This window comes from Chromobacterium sp. Rain0013, assembly GCF_015291765.1.
GTDB classification, from domain to species: Bacteria; Pseudomonadota; Gammaproteobacteria; order Burkholderiales; family Chromobacteriaceae; genus Chromobacterium; species Chromobacterium haemolyticum.
Genome location: NZ_CP031514.1, coordinates 1926892 through 1943124 on the forward strand (window position 1 = coordinate 1926892; position 16233 = coordinate 1943124).

Consider the following 16233-nt stretch of genomic DNA (forward strand, 5'->3'; position numbering starts at 1 on the left):
GGTGTAGTGGGCTTGGGTTCAGCTGACGATTGCTCAGCAATCGGCCGCGATGCGGTCTTTGCCGCCGGCAGTGGGCTGCCGGACGAAGCCGGCAGGTTGCGCGCTCAATTGCTGTTTCAGTTCGGCGAAGTCCGCCGCCAAGGTTTTGTGCTCGGTCTGCAGCGTCTTGTGCTGGTCTTCCAACTGACTGAAGCCTTCCGCTTGTTTGAGCACTTGCTGCTGGTTGTCGGCGATGGTTTCGATGGCCTGTTGCAGTTCGCTGAAACTGCTGTCCACCGCCTTGCGGTTGCTGCTGAACATGGCCTTGATCTTGCTGGCGAAGCCCTCGACGGCGCCGATGTGGTCGTCTTCCAGCTCCAAGGTGAATTCGATGGCTTCGGTGAACAGGTTGCCGGGGCTGAGCTTGCGGCTGGCCAGCGGGTTTTTGCTTGTCGTGGCGCTGAACTTCAGCATTTCGCAGCCCAGGCTAGCGGGGTCGTCGGTGATGGCCAGGCCCACCAGATAGGCCTCGCCGGTATCGGAGAACTCGGGGTTTACTTCGATGGAGGTGTAAACCTTCTGTCGCGCCTTGTTCAGCGTGATCAATTCGTCGGTGGGGTCGATGACGGCGAACAGGCCGAGCTTGTTGTCTTCCACTTGTTCGGCACTCAGCGCCAGCACGTCGCCGTAGCGCTTGAACTGGCTGTCCGGCGAGATGCCTTTGACGTGTTCCAGGTTGACGCGGGCGCCGTACTTTTTCGGGTTGTAGTTCTTGGCCATCTGCTCAATCCAGACGCGCTCAATTTTGCGGCCGTCGGTGGTGGCGCCTTCGGTGGCGACGCGGAATTTCCGGCTCTTGCTTGCCATGGGTTGCGGTCCTCGGTCGGGTGTCGGTCGTAAAGATGCGCCCATGTTCCGGCCGCGCCGCCGCGCCCTCAACGACATGTCGTTGTGCCACGCCGCAGGACAACCGGCATGGCGGGATTTAGCCGGGAGCGCTCTGCACACTCGCGGCATGACGAGCACTTTTCCCATTCCCGACGATCTGGACCCGCGCCGCCTGGCCAAGCATCTGTATTTTCAAGGCTGGCGGGTGGTGCGCATTGCGGAGACGCTGAAACAGAAGCCGGCGACCATCCACAGCTGGAAGCGCCGCGACCAGTGGGACGACACCACACCGCTAGAGCGGGTGGATTGCGCGCTGGAAACGCGCATGATTCAACTGATCAGCATGCCGACGAAGGGAAACAGCGAATACAAGGAGCTGGACGCTCTTGGCCGGCAGATGGAGCGGCTGGAGCGCGTTCGCCGCTATCGCAGCGGAGGCAATGAGGCGGACCTCAACCCGAAGGTGGCGAGCCGCAACGCCAAGCCGCGCAAGGCGCCGGAGAAGAACGCGATCAGCGAGGAGCAACAGGCCAAGCTGGTGGCAGCCTTCCTCGACAAGATGTTCGGCTATCAAAAGCACTGGCACCGCGCCGGCCAGACCGAACGCATCCGCAACATCCTCAAGAGCCGCCAGATCGGCGCGACCTATTATTTCGCTCACGAAGCGTTCATTGACGCGCTGCAGACCGGGCGCAATCAGATTTTTCTGTCGGCGTCCAAAGCCCAGGCCCACCTGTTCCGGGCCTATATCGTTGACTTCGCCCGCGACGCGGCAGATGTGGAGTTAAAAGGGGAGGTGATCAAGCTGCCCAATGGCGCGGAGCTGGCCTTTCTGGGCACCAACGGCCGCACCGCGCAAGGGCGCTCCGGCAACGTCTACGTTGACGAGGTGTTCTGGATTCCGCGCTACCAGGAGCTGCGCAAGCTGGTCAGCGCGATGGCGTCGCAAAAGCGCTTCCGCATGACCTATTTCTCGACGCCGTCTGCCATGAGCCATGAGGCTTACCCGTTCTGGACCGGCGAGCACTACAACAAAGGGCGCCCAAAGAAGGACCACATCAAGCTTGACGTCAGCCATGCGGCGCTGGCCGGCGGCCTGCTCTGCGCAGATGGTCAGTGGCGCCAGATCGTCACCATCGAAGACGCCTTGCGCGGGGGCTGCGACCTGTTTGATTTGGACAGACTGCGGCTGGAGTACAGCCCGGAGGAACTGCTGCAGCTGTTCTACTGCCAGTTCATTGACGACGGCGCCAGCGTGTTTTCCTTTGCTTCGCTGCAGCGCTGCATGGTGGACAGCTGGGAGTTGTGGTCCGACGACTTCAAGCCGTTCGCACTGCGGCCCTACGGCCACCGCGATGTGTGGCTTGGCTATGACCCAAGCGAGAGCGGCGATAGCGCCGCGCTGGTGATCGTGGCGCCGCCTTTGACGCCGGGTGGCAAGTTCCGCGTGCTGGAGCGCATGCAGTTCAAGGGCTGGGACTTCGCCGCCCAGGCCAAGGCGATCAAGGACCAATGCGAGCGCTACAACGTCGCCTATCTTGGCATCGACTCCACCGGACTGGGCTCAGGCGTGTTTCAGTTGGTGAAGCAGTTCCGGCCGGATGCGGTCGGCCTGCAATATTCGCTGGAGCTGAAAACCAAGATGGTGCTCAAGGCCATGGACGTGATCCATCACGGCCGCCTTGAGTTCGAAGCCAGCCACACCGATATCGCCGCGTCCTTCCTGTCGATCAAGAAAACCAGCACCGCCAGCGGCCGCGCCGTGACTTTCCAGGCCGGCCGCTCCGAAGAAACCAGTCACGCGGATCTAGCGTTCGCCGTGATGCATACCCTGATCAACGAACCGCTGGAGGGCGCCAGCGGCGTGTCTTCCAGCTTCATGGAGTTTTCCTGATGAGCAAGCCACGCAATCGACGCATCCGCGCCACCCAACAAGAAACAGCCGCCGGCGCCACCAAGATGGAAGCCTTCAGCTTTGGCGACCCGGTCCCGGTGCTGGACCGGCGCGAAATCCTCGACTACTTGCAGTGTTCGGACGCGGGCAAGTGGTACGAACCGCCGATTTCTTGGGAAGGCCTAGCCCGGAGCTGGCGCGCCAGCGTCCACCACGCCAGCGCGCTGGCGGTAAAGCGCAACCGTCTGACTGCATTGTTCAAGCCGCACAAGCTGCTGTCCCGTGAACATTTCACCATCCTGACGCAGGACTTTCTGATTTTCGGCAACGGCTATCTGGAGCGCGAACGCAATGTCCTGGGCGGCACCATCCGCTACAAGCCAGCTCTGGCCAAGCACACCCGCCGCGGCAAAGAGGCCGGTCAATACTGGTGGGTGCCGAACCACGGCCAGGAGCAGGAACTGGGCGAGGTCTGCCACCTGATCGAACCCGATATCAATCAAGAAATCTATGGCTTGCCTGAATATCTGGCCGCGCTGAACAGTGCATGGCTGAACGAATCCGCGACGCTGTTCCGGCGCAAATACTACTTGAACGGTTCGCACGCCGGCTTTCTGCTCTACATGACCGACGCAGCACACAGCCAGAAGGACGTGGACGAACTGCGGCAAAAGGTGAAAGAGTCCAAAGGCGTGGGGAATTTCCGCAACCTGTTCATGTACGCGCCAGGCGGCAAGAAAGACGGAGTGCAGATCATTCCGATCAGCGAAGTGGCCGCACGCGACGAGTTCTTCAACATCAAGAACGTGACCCGCGACGATGTCCTGGCAGCACACCGGGTGCCGCCGCAGTTGCTGGGCATCGTTCCCAGCAATACCGGCGGTTTCGGTGACGTCAGCAAGGCGGACGAAGCCTTCCACGAAGGCGAGATTGTCCCGCTTCAGGCGCGGCTATCAGCGATCAACGACATGGTCGGGGAGGATATTATCGAGTTCCTGCCCTACAGCCCGAAAAGCCAAGCGTAATAGGGCATCACAGCCCCATAGAAGGCCGCCAGCAAGGCGGCCTTTTGCATGCCTCCGCCCCCGTCCAGAACGCCAGCGCCTCGCCATGCGGGATGGCGGCCCGGCATGCCCCATTTTCAGACCCCCAAGGCCGGCCGGCTTTGGGCCAGACCCCACCCAAACCCCGGCGCGCGCTATCGAAGCCCCGCCTCGCCCCCGCACTAAATAGGCCGCGATTTATGCACCTGCATAGATACCCCGCAAACGCTTCAGGCGCAGCGCTCCAGCCAGCTGGCGGGCTCGCTTCGTTCATGCACTTTCATGCGCGTTATGCATGCAAATCTTATGTTATTCCTTATATAAGGTGATTCACATTTAAACAACTGAGTGGATTTTGGAGTGTCGGTTGTTGTAATTAATTGATTTTTAACATTATGTAACGGATTGCAAATCCGTCTACGCCGGTTCGATTCCGACCCCCGCCTCCAGTTAAAGCCCCGTAAGTCAAAGACTTACGGGGCTTTTGCTTTGTTTGGCCCGCACTCGTAATCGCCAAGCTCAGAGTGGTTTTTTCTCTTTTATCCCGGATTGGAATCAAGTCCGTAGTTCTCCGAAGCGGCGTGCCATGGCCTTGATCGCCATCCTTGTTTGCCAGCGGGCCGGCTCTGGGATAGAATCGCCGTCTCTTTGCCCGCCCCGGTGGTGAAATTGGTAGACACAAGGGACTTAAAATCCCTCGACTTCGGTCGTGCCGGTTCGATTCCGGCCCGGGGCACCACTACGGCAAAACCGTCCACGAGACGAAAACGACCCGCACAGCCAGGCGCTGGGCGGGTTTTTTTCGGTCTCTCTTAAAGCCGCACCTCGAATTCATAGAGATCGCTGCGGCACAAAACTTCGCTGAATTCCAATACCTGTTCCGCCGAGTTCAAACTAGTCTGCTGGATGCGCAGCAGCGGCGTACCGGTCTGGACATGCAATAGGGCGGCGTTGTCTGGGTCTGCCGGGCAGGAGGCCAGGCGGAAGTGCTTATGGCCGATCTCCACGCCATGCTGTTCCCACCACTGGTAGAGCGAGTGTTCTAGACGCTCCGGCTCCGGCAAATAGGTCAGCGGGATGTAGGTGGTCTCCAGCGCAGCCGGCGTGCCGTCCATCATCCGCAGGCGGCGTAGCTTGGCGATGTCCGCGCCGGCGGGCAGCCGCAGCAGACCGGCGATGGCGGCCGGCGCGCGTGCACGCTGCCGCAGCAGCCATTGATTGGCCACGCTGCCGCCGCTGCGCAGCACTTGCTCGGTGAAGCCGCCTTTGTCATTGAGCGAGTAGCGGAAAGCCTGCGCGACGCGTGTTCCTTGGCCTTGCTGGCGGGTGATCAGCCGCTTGCGCTCCAGCTCCGCCATCGCTTTGCTGATCGTGACGCGCGACAGCCCCAGTTTTTCCGCCATCAGCCGCTCTGTCGGCAGGAAAGTCCCTTCGGCCAACTGATGTCGCCGGATGGCTTGTTCCAGCGCGTCGGCGATCATCAGATAACGCGGCGTAGTGCCAGGCTGCCGTAGGCTGGCGACCAAGCATTCCAGAATATCGCTCATATCGTATGAAAGCTCCTGTGCGTGCGCGTTCCAGTCTAAATCAATGCCGGAAGGCATGGGGAGAGCGGCTCAAGCTTTCTGGCATGATTTCCTGATCAATAGTATGGTTATGTGCTATTGGATTTGCATTGGACTTATCATACGATGCCAATCAAAGTCCTTAGAACGTGTTTACGATCTCGCGAGCAAGGGCGAGACAAGGCGAAAACGGCTGAAAAAGCGGAGTGTACAGACGGTACATGAGTATTTTGAAGCCGTTTTCAGCGCCGTATCGCTCGTTTGCAGCAGAGCATAAACAGGGCCTTAAACGGACTTCGGCGTTGGCATCCTGGCGGAGAGAAGTGGTTTGACAATGATTAGCAAGGGCTACCAGTCCATTCTTGGGGCTCTTTACGGGCAGGCGGCGGGGGATGCGATGGGCATGCCTTCCGAACTTTGGCCGCAACGGCAGGTGCAGACGTTCTTTGGCTGGATAGACGACTTCCTGCCCGGCCCCGCCGAGAACTTCGCCGCTTCCGAGTTTGTCGCCGGCGAATTCACCGACGACACCCAGCAGGCCATTGCATTGATGGACGCCTTGATCGCCGCCGACGGCGCGGTGGAGCCCGAGCGCATCGCCGCCAACATCATCGCTTGGGCCGAGGGCGTCGACGCCTTCAACAAGAACATTTTAGGACCCAGTTCGAAGGCTGCGCTGAGGGCGATTTTGTCCGGCCGGTCCATCGACTCGCTGGGCGCCAACGGCATTACCAACGGGGCGGCGATGCGAGTGGCTCCCCTGGGCTGCTTATTGCCCAGCGCGAACCGCGAGGCTTTTATTCATGCGGTGCGGCTAAGCTGCAGTCCCACCCATCAGTCCGATATCGCGGTGGCCGGGGCCGCGGCTATCGCTTGGGCGGTGTCCCGAGCGGTGGAGGGGGCGGATTGGCCCTGCATCCAGGCAGAACTGCCTGGTGTCGCCGAGCAGGCGCAGCTGGAGCGCGTCACCACGTTCAGCCCTCTGCTGAGCCGGCGTTTGGATTGGGGATTCGAGGTGGCGGCGCGTTTGCGGGGACGGGACGATGCGGCCGTGGTTGCCGAGCTGTACCGCACGCTGGGGGCCGGCATGGACACGATAGAGTCGGTGCCGACCGCCTTGGCCTTGGTGGATTGCGCGCAAGGCGACCCGCGCCGTTGCGCGGTGCTGGCGGCCAATCTGGGCGGCGACACCGACACCATCGGCGCGATGGCCACCGCGGTATGCGGCGCTTTGCGAGGCGCGGACGCGTTGCCCGCCGAATGGCGGGAGCGCATCCGGAAAGTGAATGGCGTTGATTTCGAATCTTACGCGCGGGCTTTGAGCGCATTGCGGTTTAGGGGGTGAGCAGATGAGCGATGTACAAGCAGCAGAGGGCTGGCGACTGGAGAGCGCGGGCATCGAACAAGTGCCGGAGCATGAGTGCAAGGGGCGGCCCGTCGAGTTGTTCTGGGTGTGGCTGGCGGCCAATATCGGCATCCTGGGCGTGGTTTACGGCGGCATCGTCACCAGCTTCGGGCTGTCCTTCTTCCAGTCTTTGCTGGCTGCGGCGCTGGGGGTGGCCAGTTTTGCCCTGGTGGGGGTGACCAGCATCGCCGGCCGGCGCGGCCGCACCTCCACGCTGACCTTGTCGCGGGCTATCTTCGGGCTGCACGGCAACGCCGCGCCCACCGCCTTCAGCTGGTTCAATCTGATGGGGTGGGAGGCGGTCAACGTGGTGACCGGCGCTTTGACGCTGGCGGCGCTGTGCCAGGCGCTGGGCATGGCGGAGAGTCGTTTGCTGACCGCTGTGTGTTTGTTCTTGTTCATCGGCTTGACCATCGTGGTCAGCCTGCTGGGACAGGCTACCGTGGTGTGGATGCAAAGCTGGTTAAGCCGGATTTTCGGCAGCATGACTCTGGTGGTGATCCTGTATGTGGCGTCGACGGCTGACTGGGGCGCCATCATGGCGCGGCCGGACGGCAACTGGCTGACTGGCTTCTGGCCGGCGGTGTCGGTGATCGCCGCGGGCACCGGCATTAGCTGGGCGATCGCCGGCGCGGACTATAGCCGTTATCAGCGGGCCGGCTCATCCAATAGCGGCATTTTCGGGGCGGTGATGGCGGGGGCGTCGCTGCCCTTGATGCTGCTGATCTTCACTGGCGTGCTGCTGTCGGCGCAGATTCCGGACCTGGCCAGCGCGGCCAATCCCATTGCCAAAATCGGCGCGGTGCTGCCGGCCTGGATGGCAGTGCCCTATCTGCTGACCGCGACCGCGGGCATCGTGACCATGGCCGTGCTCAGCCTGTATTCGGCCAGCCTCAATCTGCTGACCATAGGCGTCAAGGTCAGGCAGGCGCAGGCGGTTTCCATCAATGCGCTGATCGTGTTGGCGATCGCCGCTTACGTTTTATTCGTCTCCAGCGATTTCCTGGGGCCCTTCATTTCCTTCCTGCTGTTCTGCGGCGTGTTCCTGGCGGCCTGGGAGGCGGTGTTTGTGCTGGATTACCTGCTGCTGCGTCATCGCCAAGGTTATGACGATGCGGCCTTGTCCGGCGAGGGGCGGCAGGCCTTTCGCGGCGGGCCCTTGCTGTGCTGGCTGCTGGGCGCGGCCTGCGGCCTGCTGGTGAGCAAGACCGGCTTTATCGACGGTCCGTTGGCGGTGGGTGTTTTCGCGGATTCCAGCCTTGGCTTGTTTGTGTCTTTTGGAACCAGCTTGCTGGCTTACGGCTTGTATCTGTTGCTGAAGGAGCGACGCGCATGACCATTCCGTGTCCAAATTATCATCCGACCAAGGCGATTCTGGCTTTGGGCGGCGCTGTGGGGGATGTGGTGCTGACTCTCCCGGAACTGCCGCGAAGCGGCGGCGATGTAGAGGCCTTGCAGCAGGAGCGCCAAATCGGCGGCTGCGCCTTCAATGTGGCGAGGGCGCTGTGTCAGTTGAACGCTCCTGTGATCAACGGCATGCCGGTGGGCAACGGGCCCTGGGGCGCGGCGGTAGACTGGGCGATGCGGGAGTTGGGACTGCCGGTGCTGTTGCGCAACGCGAATCGCGACAATGGTTGGTGCGTGGCCATGGTGGAGCCCAGCGGAGAGCGCAGCTTCATCTCCATCACCGGCTGCGAAGGGGAGTGGAGTCGCGAGCAACTGGACGCGTTGCCCTTGCCCGCCGACGCCTTGGTGTACGCCAACGGCTATGAACTGGCGGGAGAAGGCGGGCGGGCGCTGCGCGCCTGGCTGTTGGCCTTGCCGTCGGAACAGTTGCGGGTGATCGACCCCGGTCCGCGCGTCGCCTTGCTGGAGCCGGCGTTTCTGTCCAGCCTGAGCGAGACGGAAACCTTATTGACGTTGAACCGGGACGAGATCGCCATATTGTGCGGCCAGGGTGATCCGGTGGCGGCTGCACAGCGTTTCGCCAAAGACTACCAGTTGACGCTGATCTGCCGCTTGGGCCAGGACGGCGCCTGGGTCTGTCCGGGCACCGACGAGCCATGGCATCTGCCCGGCTATCAAGTTTCGGTGGTGGACACCATAGGCGCGGGCGACGCGCATTGCGCCGGTTTGTTGGCCGGTTTATCCAGCGGCTGGCCGCTGCATTACGCGGTGGATCTGGGCAATCGGCTGGCCGCCTGTGTGGTGGCGAGCGCCGGACCGGACGCGGCGACGGATTGGGACAGCTTGAACCGCCGCTTCCCCGCTGCTTGCCTGTGAGCCGCCTTAGGGGGTGTGTGAAGCAAGGGAGGCCGGCTGGGCGCGGATAACGTGGCAAAAGACAGACGGATAGGAGTGGAAACGCCGCAATTGGCGTCAAGTGCTGGACATAAAGGGGCATTACTTAGTACTCTCCCACCCTCGTGAGCGCCTGCCCGGCAATGGGGCGCCCGGAGGATTCCGTTTGGCGCTTTCCTCCATTGCGTCAAGTTGGCTCCGCCGTCGACAAGCAGGGCGGGCCGATGGGTGCGGGGTCATGGCCCTGTCCCGGCAGGCCGCCCGCTTGGGTCCGGCTCCCGGATACCCTGCATGATTGGAAATTTTTCACGGCGCGCAGACGTCTTGTCTGCGCGTGTTGGTCAAGCCTGGTTACGATGTCGTCATTTTTTCGCCAGCTGTCAAGCTGGCCGGGCGGCTGGTTGCAGCGCTTCTCTTGATTAGGCAGCATGCGCTGCTTTTGCATCAATGGATCTAGATAGAAGTTCATGAAGCCAAATACTGAAACGGCACTCGGTGCTGCACTTAAGTCCGCTGTACAAAGTCTGTCCAAGAAAAAGCAGACCGAGATGATCGCGGATCATGTTTACAGCAAGTTCGACGTTTTCCGCCAGTTTCGTCCGCTGGCCTTGGGCATCCATGAGAGCCTGATCGCGGCCTTGCCGCAGTTCGACTCGACGCTGATCTCCCGCGTGGTGGCCAATCACTGTCGCAAGCCGCGCTACGTCAAGTCACTGGCGCGCGGCGGCAAGCGTTTCGATCTGGCCAACAAGCCGGTGGGCGAAGTGAGCGCGGAAGAGAAAAAGGCGGCGGAACAAATGTCCGCGCCCAAGCCGGCCCCGGCTGCTGCGGCTCCGGCCGAACCCGCTGGCGACGCCGCGGAATAAGCGTGCCGCGGCCTCGTGGCAAGAACGTAAAACAGCCTGACAGATCCGTTTGTCAGGCTGTTTTGCATTGGCGAGGCGGAACATTGGCACCGGCGAGGCGGTCGCAGCAGAACGCGCCGCGCGGCGGCGCCGAATCAGGACAGGAGTAGAATACCCGGCATGAAACGTCTTTTCTTGTGGGCCGCCATGGCCCTGAGCTTGTCCGCTTGCAGCGCGTTGCAACAACTGGGCGCGCCCATCAGTTCGCATCCTTCCTCTCCGGCCAAGGGCCGGCAGCAGACGGCTCCGGCGCCCACCGCCAAGTCGGACGCTTTGTTGCGTGAGGCCAACCGTTTGGCAGACAAGGTCAAGAGCGGCGAACTGACCAGGCTGGCGGCTGCTGATCAGTTGGGCGCATTCCGGCTCAAGGCAGTGGGGTCCAACCCCGTCGACGACAACACCTTCGCCATGTACCGCTATCTGACGGTGGAGCGCGAGGCGGGGCGCATTGATCAGGATACGTTCCGAGCCAAGATGGATGAGCGTTTGCGGGAGTGGATGAGGCGCTGGCCCAAGATGAATCGCAAGCCGGCGGATCCCGCGTTCACTAACTTCCTGCTCAAACTCTACGGCTTGCCGGCCTTGGGAGCTTGAACATGGGCAAGAAAGCCAAGCCGGACGCTGCCGGCTGTCCCTGTGGACTGGGCGGCGATTACGCGGCCTGTTGCGGCCGTTATCTGAGCGAGGGCGGCGAGCCTGCGCCCACGGCGGTGGCCTTGATGCGTTCGCGCTATACCGCTTACGCGCGCGGCGACGAGGCGTATCTGCTGGCGAGCTGGCATCCCAGTACCCGGCCGCAGGCGCTGGACCTGGCCGCGGATGCAGGCGTGGTCAAATGGCTGGGCCTGGAGGTGCTGGCGACAGAGGCCGGCGGCGAGGCCGACGCCGAAGGGTGGGTGGAGTTTGCCGCGCGCTACAAAGTAAGCGGCAAGGCCGAGCGCATGCGCGAGCGCAGCCGCTTTGCGCGCGAGGACGGCCGCTGGTTCTACGTGTCCGGCGAGTTGAGCTGAACTCGGTTCAGGCGGCGGATGTCGGCAGCAGGCTTTCGATCACGCGTTCCAGTGCCGCCGGCTTGACGTAGGGGGCGAAACGCCCACGGATGCGCCCCTCGCCATCGATCAGAAACTTGGTGAAATTCCATTTGATGCGCCGGCTGCCCAGTAGACCAGGCTTGGCGGCGGCGAGATGACGCCATAGCGGATGCGCATCCGCTCCATTGACATCAATCTTGGCGGACAGGGCGAAACTGACGCCAAAGTTCTTTTGACAGAACTGACCGATGGCGGAGGCGTTCCCCGGTTCTTGGCCGCCGAACTGATTGCAGGGAAAGCCGATGATTTCGAGGCCTTGATCGCGGTGGCGCTGGTACAGTTGTTCCAGGCCTGCCAATTGCGCGGTGAAGCCGCATTCGCTGGCGGTGTTGACCAACAGCAACACTTTGCCGCGATAGTTCGCCAGCGGCAACGTTGGTCCGTTTAAAGTCTCAATGGAAAAATCATATATGTCCGGCATGTTTCCGCCCTTCGCCAAAGCGAAGATCATGGCAAGAAACCGGAAGAAGAGCAATTGAGCAGGGAGATAAAAAAAGGGGCGCAACGGCAAGGGGGAACCGCTACGCCCCAAGAAGAAATCAATTGCTGTACAAGGGCCGACCAACCGGGAAAGTCAGCTAACCCTCTGTTTATCCTAGAACATTAAGGTGAAATTGCGAGGACGGATTTGGCGTTGTTTAAATGACAAAAGGATGGCTAAGCCATCCCTTTTTTGCAGGCGGGAAGCGGTTCAGGGGCGCGGAAGCGTCACGCCCACCTGGCCCATGTATTTGCCGGCGCGGTCACTGTAGGACACGTCGCAGATTTCATCGGATTCAAAGAACAGCACCTGGGCTACGCCCTCGTTGGCGTAGATTTTGGCCGGCAGCGGCGTGGTGTTGGAGAACTCCAGGGTTACGTAGCCTTCCCATTCCGGCTCGAACGGGGTGACGTTGACGATGATGCCGCAACGGGCGTAAGTGGACTTGCCCAGGCATACGGTCAACACCGAGCGCGGAATGCGGAAATATTCGACGGTGCGAGCCAGCGCGAAGCTGTTGGGCGGGATGATGCAATAGCCCTTGCCGGAGACTTCCACGAAGGAGTTGGGGTCGAAGTTTTTAGGATCGACGATGGTGCTGTTGATATTGGTGAATACCTTGAATTCGTCGGCGCAGCGGATATCGTAGCCGTAGCTGGAGGTGCCGTAGGAGATCACCTTCTGGCCATCCACCATCTTGATCTGGTTGGCCTCGAAGGGTTCGATCATGTTGTACTCGTCCGCCATCCGGCGAATCCATTTGTCCGATTTGATGCTCATTGTCTTTGGCCCGTAGCTTGTCGATTGATTGTCCGCGATTTTAACCGCAAGCGCTGTGGGCGGCTATCGATAATCCAAGGCTGATCCGGATAGGACAATGCTATTGATGCAGGTCAAGCAGCGCGGGAATTGCCGCGGTTGGCCGATATTCGCGTGGTTTGGCTGGATATACTAATGCAAACCATTCTCGTTATTGATCGGATCATCATGTTGACTTTGGATGTATTTCCCGCTGGTCGCCACGGCGTGGTCGACCGTCTGGAGCTGGCCGAAGAGGCCATGCGTCGCGTCGCCGCCTTCGGTCTGACGCCGGGGTGCCGTTTTTATTTGCGCCGGGCGGCGCCCTTGGGCGGACCTTTGTTGCTGGATGTCGGCGCCACCCGCTTCCTGCTGCGGCGCAGTCTGGCGCGTTTCATCGTGGCGAGGGTGGAAGCATGAAGCGTTTCGCCCTGATCGGCTTGCCGAACACCGGCAAGTCCACTTTATTCAACCGCCTGACCGGCATGTCCCAGCGTGTTGGCAACTGGCCGGGCCTGACCATAGAACTGAGCAGCGCGCGCGTGTTGCTGGGCGGCCACATGGTGGAGTTGGTGGATTTGCCCGGCGTTCATGATTTAACCGGCTATTCCGACGATGAGGCGGTGGTGCGCGACGTGTTGCTGGCCAGCGCTTTCGACGGCGCCATCCTAGTGCTCAACGCCAGCCAGCTGGACCGGCAATTGCCGCTGGCTTTGCAGGTGTTGGCCAGCGGTCTCAATTGCCAGCTTGTGCTGAATATGGCGGACGAGGCCAAGGCATTGGGCGTGAGCCTGGACGTGGAGCATTTGTCGGAACGTCTGGGCGCGCCGGTATCGCTGGTGTCGGCCAGACATATGCAAGGCTGGCCGCCGCTGATGGCGAGTTTGAACCGGCTGGCCAACGACGACGCTCCAGCCGCGAGAGCCATGCTGGACGCGGTACCGGATACCCAGGCGGCGATGGAGGAGGCCAAACGCTTGCTGGACGGCTGCTGGGCCTTGCCGCCGATGCTGCCGGCGAGGCTGACCGAAAAGATCGACCACTGGCTGATGCATCCGTGGCTGGGTTTGCCGCTGTTCTTCGCATTGATGGCGCTGTTGTTCAATCTGACTTATCAGATCGGCACGCCTTTGCAGGAGCTGGCCGGGGCCGGGCTGGACTGGGTCAAGGAGCAGGCGCTGGCGCCCTTGCTCGCGCCGTTGCCTGAGATTGTGCAGAGCCTGGCGCTGGACGGGATCTGGCAGGGCGTGTCGACGGTGCTGACCTTCGCGCCCATTTTGCTGGTGTTCTTCGTACTGATGGCGATGGTGGAGGATTCCGGCTATCTGGCGCGCGCCGCCTATCTGACCGATGTCTTTATGGCTCGATTGGGGCTGGACGGCCGCGGTTTCGTGATGCAGTTGATGGGTTTTGGCTGCAATGTGCCGGCCATCCTGGGCACCCGGGTGATGCGAGAGCGCAAGCAGCGGCTGCTGACCATGCTGGTGATTCCATTCTCGTTGTGCTCGGCGCGGCTGCAGGTGGTGGTGTTTTTCGCCGGATTGCTGTTCACGGCGGCGCAGGCGCCGTGGGTGTTGATGGGGCTTTATCTGATGAGCTTCGCCGTCGCGGTGTTCACCGCTTGGGTGTTCAAGCGTCGCTACGCCGGGGGCGAGGCCTTCTTGCTGGAAGTGCCGCCGTATCGGCTGCCCGGCTTGAGCCATTTGCTTGGCCGGGCGGTGGGCGAGGTGAGGGCCTTCCTGCAGCTGGCTTCCAGCTTCATCCTGTTGGGGGTGGTGTTGGTCTGGTTGCTGACTCATGTGCCGGCCGGCGATGGCAAGACGCTGGCCGACGTCTTGGGCAGCCTGTTGGCTCCAGTGTTGGACCCGATCGGCATTCGCCACGAACTGGCGGCGGCCTTGTTGTTCGGTTTCATCGCCAAGGAAATTCTGCTGGGCAGCCTGGCTGTGATCTACGGGGTGTCGGAGGCGGGTCTGGGCGCTGTCCTGCTGCAACATCTGGACTGGCGTTCGGCGATGAGCTTCCTGATCTTCACCTTGATCTACGTGCCTTGCCTGTCCACGGTGGCGGCGATGTACCGCGAGTCGCGCAGCAAGTCCTATACCGCGATGGCGGTGGCGTGGTCGGTGGGCCTGGCCTGGCTGTTGTCGTTCGTGTTTTACCAAGCCAGCGTGCATCTGTGGCCTTGAGGGCTTAGAATGAATGGCTTGCGAATTCCGTTCGCGCCGGCGGATAGCCGGCGTCATTGAACTACAACAAGAGGTCGTTATGCAAGGTGATCCCAAAACCATCGAGTTGCTGAACGAACTGCTGGCGGAAGAACTATCCGCCGCGGACCAGTATTTTATCCACGCCGAGATGTACAAGGACTTCGGCCTGCACAAGCTGTTCGAGCGCATCGACCATGAACGCGAGGACGAGCTGTCGCACGCGCGGGTGCTGATCGCGCGCACCCTGTTCTTGCAAGGCAAGCCCAATGTGGCCAAGCGCGTGCCCATCGTGGTGGGGGAGAACGTGCGGGCGATGCTGGCCAGCGATCTGGAAGTGGAGTACCGCGTCGGCAATCTGCTGAAAAAAGTAGTCGCCCACTGCGAGAGCGTGAAGGACTACGTGACGCGTCAGGAACTGATGGTGTTGCTGGAAGAGACCGAGAACGATCACGCCCACTGGCTGGAGCAGCAGCTGCGTCTGATCGATATGGTGGGCGAACAGAACTATATTCAGTCACAAATGTAAGCGCAGGGTATGTTGACCTTGAGACGGCCGCCTTTCTAGCGGCCGTTTGTTTTGCCGCCGCCGCGCGGGTTTTGACATGGCGCAGCATGGTCGGGCCCGTCTCCGTCTATCATCGCCGGCAGATAAATTTGCCGGAGGGCGCGATGTCGCTGGATCTATCCGTTTCCTGGCTGGGCATGAAGATGTCCAGCCCCTTGTTCAACGCTTCCGGCGTCTATTGCCGCACGCGGGAGGAACTGGAGCGGGTGCGCCGTTCCGCCGCCGGCGCGGTGGTGACCAAGAGTTGCACGCTGGAACCGCGCGCCGGCAATCCCGAGCCGCGTTACCGACGCACCGCGCTGGGCAGCATCAATTCCATGGGCCTGCCCAACGAGGGCTACCGCTATTATCTGGACTACGCCCAGGCTTACGACGACCCCAAGCCGCTGTTCCTGTCCGTGTCCGGCATGACGCTGGACGATACTCTGACCATTCTTGCCGAGCTGGCGGCGCTCAAGCTGCCTTGCCTGCCCGAGGTCAACCTGTCCTGCCCCAATCTGCCGGGCAAGCCGCAGTTGGGCTATGACTTCGCCGCCAGCGCCGAGGCCCTGGAGGCGATCAGCCGTGGCTATGCTCGGCCGTTCGGCGTCAAGCTGCCGCCGTATTTCGATCCGGCGCATTTCGCCGCCATGGCCGCGGTGTTGAACGCTTTCCCGCTGTTGCGCTTCGTCACCTGCATCAACTCGGTGGGCAACGGTCTGGTGATAGACCTGGACAGCGAGTCCGCGGTGATCAAGCCCAAGGGCGGCTTGGGCGGGCTGGGCGGCGATTATGTATTGCCGACGGCGCTGGCCAATGTGCGCGAGTTCGCCGTGCTGCTGACGGACAAGCATGTGATCGGCTGCGGAGGCGTGAAGAGCGGGGCCGAGGCATTCATGCACATCCTGGCCGGCGCCACCGCCGTGCAGGTGGGAACCTGCCTGCACGAGGAGGGCGTCAGCGCCTTCGACCGTATTGAGGCGGAACTGGCCGCCATCATGCAGGCCAAGGGCTATCGGCGGCTGGAGGACTTCCGAGGGCGTCTGAAGACGCTGTGAGCACATGAAAAAAAGCCCGGAGAGTCCGGGCTTTTTTGAACCTGTTTACGATCGCGCGACACAGCGGATCG

At 61.6% G+C, this 16233-nt stretch carries 16 protein-coding genes and 1 tRNA gene; 13 read left to right on the forward strand and 4 right to left on the reverse strand.

What is annotated here, in order from left to right:
- Nucleotides 1-33: 33 nt before the first annotated feature.
- Complete coding sequence (locus tag DXT74_RS09165; RefSeq protein WP_194427804.1) at nucleotides 34-846, reverse strand: GPO family capsid scaffolding protein; 813 nt, start codon at nucleotides 844-846, stop codon at nucleotides 34-36.
- 148 nt (nucleotides 847-994) lie between these two features.
- Between DXT74_RS09165 and DXT74_RS09170 the strand changes: the two genes are divergently transcribed.
- From DXT74_RS09170 to DXT74_RS09180, 3 genes are all read left to right on the forward strand, one after another.
- The gene (locus DXT74_RS09170; RefSeq protein WP_194427805.1) at nucleotides 995-2761 is read left to right on the forward strand and encodes a terminase ATPase subunit family protein; all 1767 of its coding nucleotides are present in this window, start codon (nucleotides 995-997) and stop codon (nucleotides 2759-2761) included.
- Complete coding sequence (locus DXT74_RS09175) at nucleotides 2761-3786, forward strand: phage portal protein (RefSeq protein ID WP_194427806.1); 1026 nt, start codon at nucleotides 2761-2763, stop codon at nucleotides 3784-3786. The genes DXT74_RS09170 and DXT74_RS09175 overlap by 1 nt, the downstream gene beginning before the upstream one ends.
- A 672-nt stretch (nucleotides 3787-4458) precedes the next feature.
- Nucleotides 4459-4543 (forward strand) — tRNA-Leu (locus DXT74_RS09180).
- Nucleotides 4544-4616: 73 nt separating this feature from the next.
- Here DXT74_RS09180 and DXT74_RS09185 read toward each other — a convergent pair.
- Nucleotides 4617-5351, reverse strand: coding sequence for a GntR family transcriptional regulator (locus tag DXT74_RS09185; RefSeq protein WP_194427807.1), 735 nt, complete (start codon nucleotides 5349-5351; stop codon nucleotides 4617-4619).
- A 352-nt stretch (nucleotides 5352-5703) separates the two neighbouring features.
- On the opposite strand from DXT74_RS09185, the gene DXT74_RS09190 reads away from it, so the two are divergent.
- From DXT74_RS09190 to DXT74_RS09215, 6 genes are all read left to right on the forward strand, one after another.
- Nucleotides 5704-6714, forward strand: coding sequence for an ADP-ribosylglycohydrolase family protein (locus tag DXT74_RS09190; protein ID WP_081555426.1), 1011 nt, complete (start codon nucleotides 5704-5706; stop codon nucleotides 6712-6714).
- A 4-nt stretch (nucleotides 6715-6718) separates the two neighbouring features.
- The gene (locus DXT74_RS09195) at nucleotides 6719-8110 is read left to right on the forward strand and encodes a cytosine permease (RefSeq protein ID WP_043638586.1); all 1392 of its coding nucleotides are present in this window, start codon (nucleotides 6719-6721) and stop codon (nucleotides 8108-8110) included.
- A complete protein-coding gene (locus DXT74_RS09200; RefSeq protein WP_194427808.1) occupies nucleotides 8107-9057 on the forward strand; it encodes a PfkB family carbohydrate kinase in 951 nt (316 codons plus the stop codon). Before DXT74_RS09195 ends, DXT74_RS09200 begins: the two co-directional genes overlap by 4 nt.
- A gap of 485 nt (nucleotides 9058-9542) precedes the next feature.
- Nucleotides 9543-9941 (forward strand): ProQ/FINO family protein, encoded by a 399-nt coding sequence (locus DXT74_RS09205; protein WP_039753830.1) that lies wholly within the window; start codon nucleotides 9543-9545, stop codon nucleotides 9939-9941.
- Nucleotides 9942-10100: 159 nt separating this feature from the next.
- Entirely contained in the window at nucleotides 10101-10574 is a 474-nt protein-coding gene (locus tag DXT74_RS09210; protein ID WP_194427809.1) for a hypothetical protein, read from the forward strand.
- Nucleotides 10575-10576: 2 nt separating this feature from the next.
- The gene (locus tag DXT74_RS09215; protein WP_043638581.1) at nucleotides 10577-10990 is read left to right on the forward strand and encodes a YchJ family protein; all 414 of its coding nucleotides are present in this window, start codon (nucleotides 10577-10579) and stop codon (nucleotides 10988-10990) included.
- A 7-nt stretch (nucleotides 10991-10997) separates the two neighbouring features.
- Here DXT74_RS09215 and DXT74_RS09220 read toward each other — a convergent pair whose 3' ends face one another.
- Complete coding sequence (locus DXT74_RS09220; protein ID WP_194428076.1) at nucleotides 10998-11492, reverse strand: glutathione peroxidase; 495 nt, start codon at nucleotides 11490-11492, stop codon at nucleotides 10998-11000.
- Nucleotides 11493-11762: 270 nt separating this feature from the next.
- Nucleotides 11763-12332, reverse strand: a complete 570-nt coding sequence (dcd, locus tag DXT74_RS09225; RefSeq protein ID WP_019100498.1) for a dCTP deaminase — start codon at nucleotides 12330-12332, stop codon at nucleotides 11763-11765.
- Nucleotides 12333-12506: 174 nt separating this feature from the next.
- Between dcd and DXT74_RS09230 the strand changes: the two genes are divergently transcribed.
- The 4 genes from DXT74_RS09230 to DXT74_RS09245 all read left to right on the forward strand — a co-directional run bounded on the left by DXT74_RS09230 (nucleotide 12507) and on the right by DXT74_RS09245 (nucleotide 16162).
- The gene (locus DXT74_RS09230; RefSeq protein ID WP_043638578.1) at nucleotides 12507-12770 is read left to right on the forward strand and encodes a FeoA family protein; all 264 of its coding nucleotides are present in this window, start codon (nucleotides 12507-12509) and stop codon (nucleotides 12768-12770) included.
- On the forward strand, nucleotides 12767-14539 hold the full coding sequence (gene feoB, locus DXT74_RS09235) for a ferrous iron transport protein B (protein WP_194427810.1): 1773 nt from the start codon (nucleotides 12767-12769) through the stop codon (nucleotides 14537-14539). The genes DXT74_RS09230 and feoB overlap by 4 nt, the downstream gene beginning before the upstream one ends.
- A gap of 79 nt (nucleotides 14540-14618) precedes the next feature.
- Complete coding sequence (bfr, locus tag DXT74_RS09240; RefSeq protein WP_043591049.1) at nucleotides 14619-15086, forward strand: bacterioferritin; 468 nt, start codon at nucleotides 14619-14621, stop codon at nucleotides 15084-15086.
- 143 nt (nucleotides 15087-15229) lie between these two features.
- A complete protein-coding gene (locus DXT74_RS09245) occupies nucleotides 15230-16162 on the forward strand; it encodes a dihydroorotate oxidase (RefSeq protein ID WP_194427811.1) in 933 nt (310 codons plus the stop codon).
- Nucleotides 16163-16233: the final 71 nt, after the last annotated feature.